This is a genomic window from Actinoplanes palleronii, from assembly GCF_016862315.1.
Taxonomy (GTDB): domain Bacteria; phylum Actinomycetota; class Actinomycetes; order Mycobacteriales; family Micromonosporaceae; genus Actinoplanes; species Actinoplanes palleronii.
This window is the reverse complement of sequence record NZ_BOMS01000074.1, coordinates 20,439-29,873: the sequence shown is the minus strand read 5'-3', so window position 1 is coordinate 29,873 and position 9,435 is coordinate 20,439. Positions and strand designations below refer to the sequence as shown.

Genomic DNA, 9,435 nt, shown 5'->3' with positions numbered 1-9,435 from the left:
CCCATGAGGCCGGCGCGACACCGCGCCACCCCGGGCCGCAGCGCGCCCCCAGGTCTCCGGCTGGTGCCCAGGGGTGCCTCACCGGCTTCGAGGCACCCCTGGGCACCAGCCGAAGCACGGGTTATTCGGGGAGAGGCATGGGGTGGCGGGCTTCTTCGCGGGCGGCGAGGGTGGCCATGGCCTTGTGGTACTGGGGGCGGGTCAGTTCGCCGCGGAGCAGTTGGATGATCAGGAGGCCCTCGGTGCTGTCGGCGCGGGGGACCGGGGGGATCGTCCGGGGGTGGCGTTCGGCGCGCGGAAGGTCGGTGGGCGCCGGGGAAACCGGCGTCCGAGCAGGTGGCGTCGAAGCCGGCAGCGGCGGGGTGGGCGGCGTCGGGAGCAGGACGGTGGAGAGCGGGCCGGGGCCGGTGGCCGGGCCTGCCGGGGTGGCCGGGATCGGATGGCGGCGGGACCACAGCCCGAAGGCCACCGCGGCGATCGCACCAGCGCCCAGCACAGTCACGAGCATGGTGATCCCCCTCCGCAGTCATCGACACCCACCAGGCAATGAGCTTTATACATCACCCGGGGAATCGATGATCATGAAGCACGGAACGGGCTGTGGGCTAAAGGTGACACCGTTTCCGGAAGCGGACAATCCGCCGGGTCAGGACCGTCGACGGCGGCCGATCTCGTGCTGGACCTCGGGATCCCAGACGGACGCGTCCCAGTCCCCGGCGGCCGGCCGGCTGGACAGGTGGACTGCGGCCGGCGCCGGAGACCGGCGCCCGATCCAGCGGCGGGTGTGCGCCACCCCCGCGATCAGCGCGACCACCGCGGTCAGCCGCTCGGCCGACTGCACAAGCAGCGCGGCCGACGCGGTCACCCCGGCGGGCCGGAGATACGCCGTGGCGAACAGGACCACGAACAGCCCGATCCCCCAGTACCCGAGGTGGCCGGCGGCCGGCGAACCGTACGAACGCGACAGCCGCACGGTCTGCACCACCCAGACGATCACGCAGATCAGCAGGCCGAGCAGCCCGCCGAGCAGCACCGCGCTGATCGCCAGGTTCGCGATCAGCAGCAGGGCCGGGATGGCCACGCCGGGGAACGGCCCCCGGGTCGCCTGGACGAACAGCGGAATGACCGCGGCGGCCGCTGCCCCGTACGCCACGGCGAAACGGATCACCCGTCGCCCGGCGAGCTCCCAGTCCGCGGACGGCACCACCGGGCAGGTGTGCGCCCGCCCGGCGTCGTCCAGCCCAGCACCACAGGTAGCACAGCTCACGAGGCGTCACCGTACTCACGGACGGTAGTCGCGGGGGACCGACATGGGGTGACGTCGCTCGTCCCGGGCAGCTATCCGTTCCAGCGCGCGGACGTACTGCCGGCCGGTGATGTCGCCGGACAGCAACTGGGCGGCGAGCACACCCTCCAGGCTGGCCGGCAGTGGCGCCGGCACCGGTGGTGGAACCCGGCCGGCGGCGTGCCGCGGCTCAGGACCCCGCCCGGGCCACGGCCAGAAGGCCATCCCGAGCGCGACCACCACACCGATCAACGCGACGAGCAGAATCATCATCACTGGTACCCCCGTACCGACGCCCTCGTGAGGGACATCTTCCCTGAGCATTGCGCAATAAAAAAGCGGCTATCTTCCGACAGCAACGCGGCGAGCTGCGGAAACGCCACTTTCACGGGGAACGGCGCTATGGGAATACCTGCAGATAATGCGAAAGCTGGAATCGACCGACGTCTAATTAATAAGCCTTACCGAGCACCGGAGCCGACCGGCGCGCACGGGTCAGCAAAACGGTCAAACCGTCAGCGGGGCCACACCGGTGCTCTCCCGTTGCCGGATGCTGACTGCCGGGCCGCGGTGATCGCGGCCCGGTTCGCCGCGGACCAGATCGAGGACCGCGCGGCCCAGGATGAGCCCGTGCTCGTGCACGTCGGTGCTCAGTGCCGACAGCGGTGGCACGGCCAGCTCGCACAGCGGGGAGTCGTCACAGGCCAGCAGGCTGACCTGGCCGGGCACGGCGATGCCGGACCGGCTCAGCTCCTGCTCGGCGGCGACCGCCATCACGTCGTTGTCGAAGACGATCGCGGTCGGCCGGGGCTCGGACGCCAGCAGCGCGCGCAGGCCCCGCACCCCGCCGCCGGCGCTGTAGTCCCCCTCGACGATCGTCACCGCGACACCGCACCGGGCGGCCGCCGCGCGGATCGCCGTGGTCCGTTCCGCGGTGTGCACCAGCTCGGCCGGGCCGCTGACCCGGCCGACCACCCGGTGGCCGAGCGCGCTCAGTGTCTCGATCGCGGTGGTCATCGCCCCGGCGTCGTCGGTGATCACCTTCGCGAACGGCCCGGGGTGCCGGCCGGCCAGCACGGCGGGCAGGCCCAGCCCGGCCACGTGGGCCGGGCGGACGTCGTCGTGGACCAGGTTGACCACCACCACCGCGGCGACGGTGCGATCGCCGGCCCACCGGCGGTACGTGGCCAGTTCGGCTGCCAGGTCCGGCACGACGAGCAGCAGCACCGTCGCACCGGCCGGGGCGAGCGCCTCCTCCATGCCCGCGATCAGCTCCATGAAGAACGGCTCCACCCCGATCCGGTCGGCGCTGCCGGTGAGCACCAGCCCGATCAGCCCGCCGGCCACCGTGATCAGCCCTCGGCCGGTACGGCCAGCACGTTCGCCGAGCGGACCACGTACGGATCGAGGAACGCCTCCGGAAGCGTCCACCCGCTGCGCACGTGGAACGTGTGGCTCTCCCCCGCCAGCAGGTCGACGAGCATGTCGTCGACGAGCGAGTCCGGGTCGACCTTGTCGGTCAGCAGGGTGACGTCCCGGGCGAACGAGGTGGCGGTCACGGTGATGGAGTATCCGCCCTCGGCCGGCTCGATGCTCGCCGACACCGCGCCCGGGTCGTACGCCAGGTCGAAGTCCTCGGCGAACAGGTGGGTGGCCCGCAGCCCGTCGATGTCCGCGACCAGCACCTCGCGGGCCGGGTCCCCGGCCGTGACCAGGTGGTCCGTCAGGGCGATCACGCCGACCGAGTACGCCGGGACCTCGACCGCCACGACGTCCGAGTCCAGCAGCAACCCGTCGAAGCCCACCCGCCGTACCCGGGCCGTCCCCCGCCACGGCGACGACGTGTCGTTGACCGCGACCAGCGCCCCGTCGCGGAACGACAGCAGCCGGGGCGCGTAGGAGCGGCGCAGCGCGTACCACGCGGGTTTGCGCCGCCCGGCGCCGTCGACCACCGCCCACGAGGTGACCGGCCAGCAGTCGTTGAGCTGCCAGAGGATGCTGCCCATGGTGCGCGGCGCGTGACCGCGCAGGTGCCCGATCGCGTACGCCGTGGCCCGCGCCTGGTTCAGCTGCGTCGCCCAGTGCCAGTCCTCGAAGTCCACCGGCACCGGCAGATGCCGCGCCACTCCCACGTTCAGCTTGTCGTTGCCCCCGGCCGCCTTCTGGTGCAGCAGGAACGCCGGCGACTCCTGGTCGAAGTCCTCCTGCGCGATCGACTCCCGCAGCGTCGACCAGGTCGGCGGCGCCTGCCAGCCGAACTCGGAGCAGAACCGGGGCAGGAAGTTCGCGTGGTACGTGTAGTCCTCCCGATTCCACGCCTCCCACTCGTGCCGGGTGCCGTACCGGTCGTCGTTGGGGTGCACCACCTCCGGGTCGTGTCCGGGGCTGGACGGGCTGCCCGGGTGGTACGGCCGGGTCGGGTCCAGCTCGGCGAGCAGCGCCGGGAAGTCCTCGTAGTAGTACTTCGCGCCCCAGCTCGCCCCGTTCAGCGCGGGTTTCCAGTCCCAGTCCTCGTGGCCCCAGATGTTCTCGTTGCCGCCGTTCCACAGTGCGAGCGACGGGTGCGGGGTGAGCCGGGTGACGTTCTCCCTGGCCTCGGCGAGGATCTCCGAGCGGATCGGCTCCTCCTCCGAGTACGCCGCGCACGCGAGCGGGAAGTCCTGCCAGACCAGCACGCCGCGCTCATCGCACACGTCGTAGAAGTCGTCGCTCTCGTAGATGCCGCCGCCCCAGATCCGCAGCAGGTTGGTGTTTGCGTCGGTGGCGCGCTCGATCGAGGCCGCGTAGGCGTCCCGGTCGAGCCGGGTGAGCAGGTGGTCCTCGGGGATCCAGTTGAGCCCGCGGACGAAGATCGGCTGTCCGTTGACGATCAGGGTGAACGCGCTGCCGATCTCGTCCGGCGTCTCGTCCAGCGTGATCGTCCGGAACCCGACCCGGGCGGTGTAGGCGTCCAGCTCGACACCGTCGTCGAGCAGCACGACGCTGACGTCGGCCAGGGGCTGCTCGCCGTACCCGATGGGCCACCAGACCGGCGCCTCCGGAACCGAGATTTCGGCCGTTCCCGAAGTGTCGCCCGTAGCGATGGTGAGGTGAGCGGTCCGGCCCGCGACGACCACCTCGACCGACAATTCACCCGCGGAACCAAGCCCCGAACGCTCCACGTCGACGTGGACGATCAGGCGGCCGGTCCGCCCGTCCGCGTCCAGCGTGGCCAGGGGACGGACCGCCGCCAGCCGCGCCACCCGCCACCGCTCCAGCCGCACCGGCTTCCAGATCCCGGCCGTCTGCAGGTCCGGGCCCCAGTCCCACCCGAAAGAACACGCCATTTTTCGTACGGCGTTGAAGGGATGCGGGTAGGGCCGCGGTCGTTCACCGATCACCTTCTGCAGCTCCTCGGCGTACTCCAGCGCGGAGTCGAACCGCACCGACAGCGGGATCGCCGCGCCGGTCAGCCGCTCGCGCACGTCGAAGCGGTACCCGCGGTGCATGTTCGCGGTCCGGCCCAGCTCCTCGCCGCCCAGGGTGACGGTGGCGACCGTGTCCAGCCCGTCGAAGACCAGGTCCACCCGCTCGTCCGCCGCGGCCGGTTCCGCGGTGACCGCGGTCTGGTAGAGCCAGGCCGCCCGGTGGAACCAGACCAGCGCCGCCTCGTTCTCGCCCAGGTACGGGTCCGGGATCAGCTCGGCGTCGAGCAGGTCGGTGTGCACCGTGCCGGGCACCGTCGCCGGCACCAGCTCGGCGGCGATGTCCTCGGGCACCGGCCCGCCGGCGGCACGTACGGTCCAGCCCGCGTGGAGGTCGGTTCTGATCATCGGAAGTGGGCTCCTGTCGTAGTGCCGCCACAGACCGGGCGGCTAACATTCTTAAGCAACTGAACGAAGTCCGTCAACGCTGGTAGGGAGTCACCGATGGGGCCGGATCTGCTGCACCTGAGCGCGGCCGGGGTGAGCCTGGTCCTGGACTGCCGGGGCCCGGGCCTGCCCGCGGTGGCGCACTGGGGTGCCGCGCTCGACGGGACCCTCGACGACCTGCTGGTGGCCGTGGCCCCGCAGCCGATCGGCTTCTCGGTGGACGGCACGGTCCGGCCGTCGCTGGTCCCGGAGCAGTCGTCCGGCTGGCTCGGCACGCCGGGGCTGGCCGGTCACCGGGACGGCCAGGCGTGGGCGACGGCGTTCGAGGTGACCGCGATTGATCGGGGCTTGGCGGCTCAGGGCGTACCGGAAAAGGGCGGACCGGAAGTGGGCCGCAGCGCCGACACCGTCCGGATCACCGCGACCGATCCCATCGCCTGCCTGGACCTGAGCATCGATCTCGAGCTGCATCCCAGCGGGGTTCTGCGCGCCCGCGGCGCGCTGACCAGCACCGCACCCGGCACCTACTGGCTGGAACACCTGACGATCTTCCTCCCGGTCCCCGAACGCACCGCCGAGCTGCTCGACTTCACCGGCCACCACCTGCGCGAACGCCACCCGCAGCGAACCGCGTTCACGCACGGCCTGCGCGTCCGGGAGAACCGCACCGGCCGCACCGGCTACGACGCGGCCTACCTGCTCTGCGCCGGCACGTCCGATTTCGCCCACCGCCGCGGCGAGGTCTGGGCGCTGCACACCGCCTTCTCCGGCGGCGCCCGCTCGATCGCCGAACGCACCTACCACGGCTGGTCCGCGCTCGCCGGCGGCGAGTTGCTGCTGCCCGGCGAGGTCGGTCTGGCGCAAGGTCAGACCTATCAGACCCCTTGGGTGTACGCGGTGCACAGCGCCGAGGGCCTGGACGGCGTCGCGGCCCGGTTCCACCGCTACCTGCGCGCCCGGCCGCACCACCCGGCGAAGCCGCGCCCGGTCGTGGTGAACACCTGGGAGGCCGTCTACTTCGACCACGACCTGACCAAGCTGACCGATCTGGCCCGCGCGGCAGCCGCGATCGGCGCGGAACGTTTCGTGCTGGACGACGGCTGGTTCGGCTCCCGCCGCGACGACACCTCCGGCCTCGGCGACTGGACCGTCTCGCCGGACGTCTGGCCGGACGGCCTCGGCCCGCTGATCACCGTGGTCCGGGACCTGGGCATGGAGTTCGGCCTCTGGGTCGAACCCGAGATGATCAATCCGGACTCCGATCTGGCCCGCGAACACCCCGATTGGATCATGGCGACCGGAACGCGGCTCCCCCGGACCGCCCGGAGTCAGCAGGTCCTCGACCTGGCCAACCCGCTCGCCTACGCCTACATCCTGGACCGCCTCGGCACGCTGCTGACCGAACACGACATCGCCTACCTGAAGTGGGACCACAACCGCGACCTGGTCGAAGCCGGTCACCCGGGCACCGGGCGGGCCGGCGTGCACGACCAGACCCACGCGGTCTACCGGCTCCTGGACGAGCTGCGCGCCCGGCACCCCGGCGTGGAGATCGAGTCCTGCTCGTCCGGCGGCGGCCGGGTCGACCTGGCCATCCTGGAGCGCACCGACCGGATCTGGGCGTCCGACTGCATCGACGCGCACGAACGGGTCGCGATCCAGCGCTGGACCAGCCTGCTCGTCCCGCTCGAGCTGATCGGCTCGCACATCGGCGCGCCGCTGTGCCACACCACGCACCGTGAGCTGCCGCTGAGCATGCGGGCCGGCACCGCGATCTGGGGCCACCTGGGCGTCGAATGGGACCTGACCGGTGCCGACGAGTCGTCGCTGGCGTCACTCGCCGCCTGGGTGGCGCTCTACAAGGAGCTGCGCGGGCTGCTGCACACCGGCACGCTGGTGCACGCCGACCTGGCCGACCCGGCGTTCGAGGTGACCGGGGTGGTCGCCGCGGACGGCTCGGACGCGCTCTTCGCGCTGATCGCCACGGGCACCAGCGCGTCGTACCCGCCGGGCACGGCCGCCCTGCCCGGCCTCGACCCGGACCGGACCTACCACGTGCGGCCACAGCCCCCGGGCGACGTGGCCGACGGCAACGCCGCTGCCTGGGGCGCTGCGTTACCCTGGTGCACGCCCCAGGGGGTACGCCTGAACGGCCGCACGCTCGGCACCGCCGGACTCCGGCTCCCGGTGCTCTTTCCCGATCGCGTCCTTCTCGTACGCGTGACAGCGGTGCAGGAGGACAACGTGCCCGTGCGCGTCACAGCAGAATCGCCCGCGCTCGGCGTGACGGAGCCGCCCGCGCTCGGCGTGACGGTGCCGCCCGCGCTCGGCACAGCGACGGAGCCGCCCGTGAGCGGCCCAGCAGTGGGGGATGCGCTCGTGCGTGGCACGGCGGGATCGATCGTGCGCGGCGCGGCGGTGGAGGAAGCGTGAGAGAAGCAGTCGGCGCGCCCGCGCCGGCGAGCCGGCCCGGCCGGGGTCGTCGCCCCGGAGCCCGGGAGAGCATCCTCGACGCGATCCGCGCCGCCGAGGAGCTGAGCCGGGTCGAGCTGGCCAAGATCACCGGGTTGACCGAGGCCGCCGTGTCGATGACGGTCCGCCGCCTGATCGAGGAGGGCCTGGTCGTGGAGACCGGGCGCACCCCGACCGGCGGCAAGCCCCGCACCCTGCTGCGCCTCGACCCGGCCGCCCGGCTCGCGGTCGGCGTCCACCTGGACGAGGACGCGACGACGTATGTGCTCACCGGCCAGACCGGCGGCGTCATCTCCCGCCTGGCCCGGCCGACCCCCCTCGGCGCCGCCCTCCTCGCCACCTCCCGATCCGCCAAGCCCGGTCCCGACGCGCCCACCGCCGCTGTTCCCGCCGCCGCTGTTCCCGCCGCCGCCGTTCCCGGCGCCGCTGTTCCCGGCGCCGCTGTTCCCGGCGCCGCTGTTCCCGGCACCGCCGTTCCCGGCACCGCCGTTCCCGGCGCCGATTCCTTCACCGCCTCTTCCTCAGCCAGCTCTTCCTTGCCGGGCAGCACTTCCTCCGGCGGCGACGCCTCGCCGAGCAGCGCTCTTTCAGGCAGCGACACCTTGCCCGGCGACGCTTCCTCGAACGGCGACGTCTTGCCGGGCGATGCTCAGGACGCGGTGCTCAGCGCTCTCTCCGCCGACATCGACGTGCTGCTGGCCGGGTCCGGTGTCGACCCGGCGCGCTGTCTCGGCGTCGGCATCGTCTGGCCCGGGCCGCACAGCGGCGGCACCCCGGCCGACGACCTGCTCCCCCACCTGCGCGGCTGGCACGGCGACGAACTCGGCCGCCGGCTCTCCGAGACGACCGGCTGGCCGGTCCTGGTGGAGAACGACGCGACCGCCGCCGCGGTCGGCGAATACTGGGTGGCCCGGGTCGGCCCGGACCGCGCGTTCGCGGCGCTCTACATGGGCGGCGGCATCGGCGCCGGCATCGTGATCGAAGGCCGGGCGATGCGCGGCAGCCACGCCAGCGCCGGCGAGTTCGGGCACCTCTGCCTGGAGGTCTTCGGCCCGGAGTGCTGGTGCGGCAGCCGCGGCTGCCTCGAGGTACTGGCCGGGCCGCGCACCGTGGTGACCGCCGCCCGCGCCGACCGGGTCGCCGCCGCCGAGGCCGGCCTCGACCCCGCCCAGCCGATCCGCAGCGTAGCCGCCGACTTCGGCGCGGTCGCCCGCGCCGCCCGGGCCGGCGCCCCGCACTGCCGCGCCCTGCTGGAATCCTCGGCCCGCTACGTAGCGGCCGCCACCGAGTCGATGGTCAACCTGCTCGACATCGACCTGGTCGTCCTCACCGGCCCAGGCTTCGCCGCCGCATCGGCCATCTACGGCCCGGCGATCACGCGCCGGCTAGCCCCCGCCGACTCCCGCACCTGGCACCGCGACGTCACCGTCACGGTCTCGCTGGCCGCCGCGACCGCCTCCGCGACCGGCGCCGCCGCCCTGGTCCTGCAGTCCCACCTCCGCGCCTGACGCCCGCCCGCGTAGGCCAGCGCCCTTCCCCCTGCCGTCACTGAACACCCCGCCAACCCACCTGGAGAGCACCGGTAGTCGCCACAAGGCCGGCAAGACCACCACACCCGCTCGCCAGCCCCGCCCGAAGAGCAGGTGTCGTCGCTAAAACCCCGCGAAACCTCCACACCCGGCCACCCGCACGAGGTATCGCGGTTCAGGGCAGTGGCGGCACACCTGAGCGGCCTCGCCGATCTCACGCGCTCATCACACACCGGCATAACGGCCACCAGAACCAGCCCAACACACCCAGCTGGCCACAACAGCCCTTACAACCCCG

Annotated in this window: 7 protein-coding genes; 2 read left to right on the top strand and 5 right to left on the bottom strand. The window is 72.7% G+C overall.

Going from position 1 to position 9,435, the window contains the following annotated elements:
- Positions 1–121 precede the first annotated feature (121 nt).
- The 5 genes from Apa02nite_RS24695 to Apa02nite_RS24675 all read right to left on the bottom strand — a co-directional run bounded on the left by Apa02nite_RS24695 (position 122) and on the right by Apa02nite_RS24675 (position 5,097).
- A complete protein-coding gene (locus Apa02nite_RS24695) occupies positions 122–508 on the bottom strand; it encodes a hypothetical protein (RefSeq protein WP_203827099.1) in 387 nt (128 codons plus the stop codon).
- A gap of 138 nt (positions 509–646) precedes the next feature.
- The gene (locus tag Apa02nite_RS24690) at positions 647–1,267 is read right to left on the bottom strand and encodes a hypothetical protein (protein ID WP_203827098.1); all 621 of its coding nucleotides are present in this window, start codon (positions 1,265–1,267) and stop codon (positions 647–649) included.
- A gap of 15 nt (positions 1,268–1,282) precedes the next feature.
- Positions 1,283–1,558, bottom strand: a complete 276-nt coding sequence (locus tag Apa02nite_RS24685; protein ID WP_203827097.1) for a hypothetical protein — start codon at positions 1,556–1,558, stop codon at positions 1,283–1,285.
- A gap of 234 nt (positions 1,559–1,792) precedes the next feature.
- The gene (locus Apa02nite_RS24680; RefSeq protein ID WP_203827096.1) at positions 1,793–2,632 is read right to left on the bottom strand and encodes a LacI family DNA-binding transcriptional regulator; all 840 of its coding nucleotides are present in this window, start codon (positions 2,630–2,632) and stop codon (positions 1,793–1,795) included.
- A 5-nt stretch (positions 2,633–2,637) separates the two neighbouring features.
- Positions 2,638–5,097, bottom strand: a complete 2,460-nt coding sequence (locus Apa02nite_RS24675; RefSeq protein ID WP_203827095.1) for a glycoside hydrolase family 2 protein — start codon at positions 5,095–5,097, stop codon at positions 2,638–2,640.
- Positions 5,098–5,193: 96 nt separating this feature from the next.
- Here Apa02nite_RS24675 and Apa02nite_RS24670 point away from each other — a divergent pair, with 96 nt between their 5' ends.
- A complete protein-coding gene (locus Apa02nite_RS24670; protein ID WP_203827094.1) occupies positions 5,194–7,569 on the top strand; it encodes an alpha-galactosidase in 2,376 nt (791 codons plus the stop codon).
- The gene (locus tag Apa02nite_RS24665) at positions 7,566–9,116 is read left to right on the top strand and encodes an ROK family transcriptional regulator (protein ID WP_203827093.1); all 1,551 of its coding nucleotides are present in this window, start codon (positions 7,566–7,568) and stop codon (positions 9,114–9,116) included. Before Apa02nite_RS24670 ends, Apa02nite_RS24665 begins: the two co-directional genes overlap by 4 nt.
- The last annotated feature ends 319 nt before the right edge of the window (positions 9,117–9,435 follow it).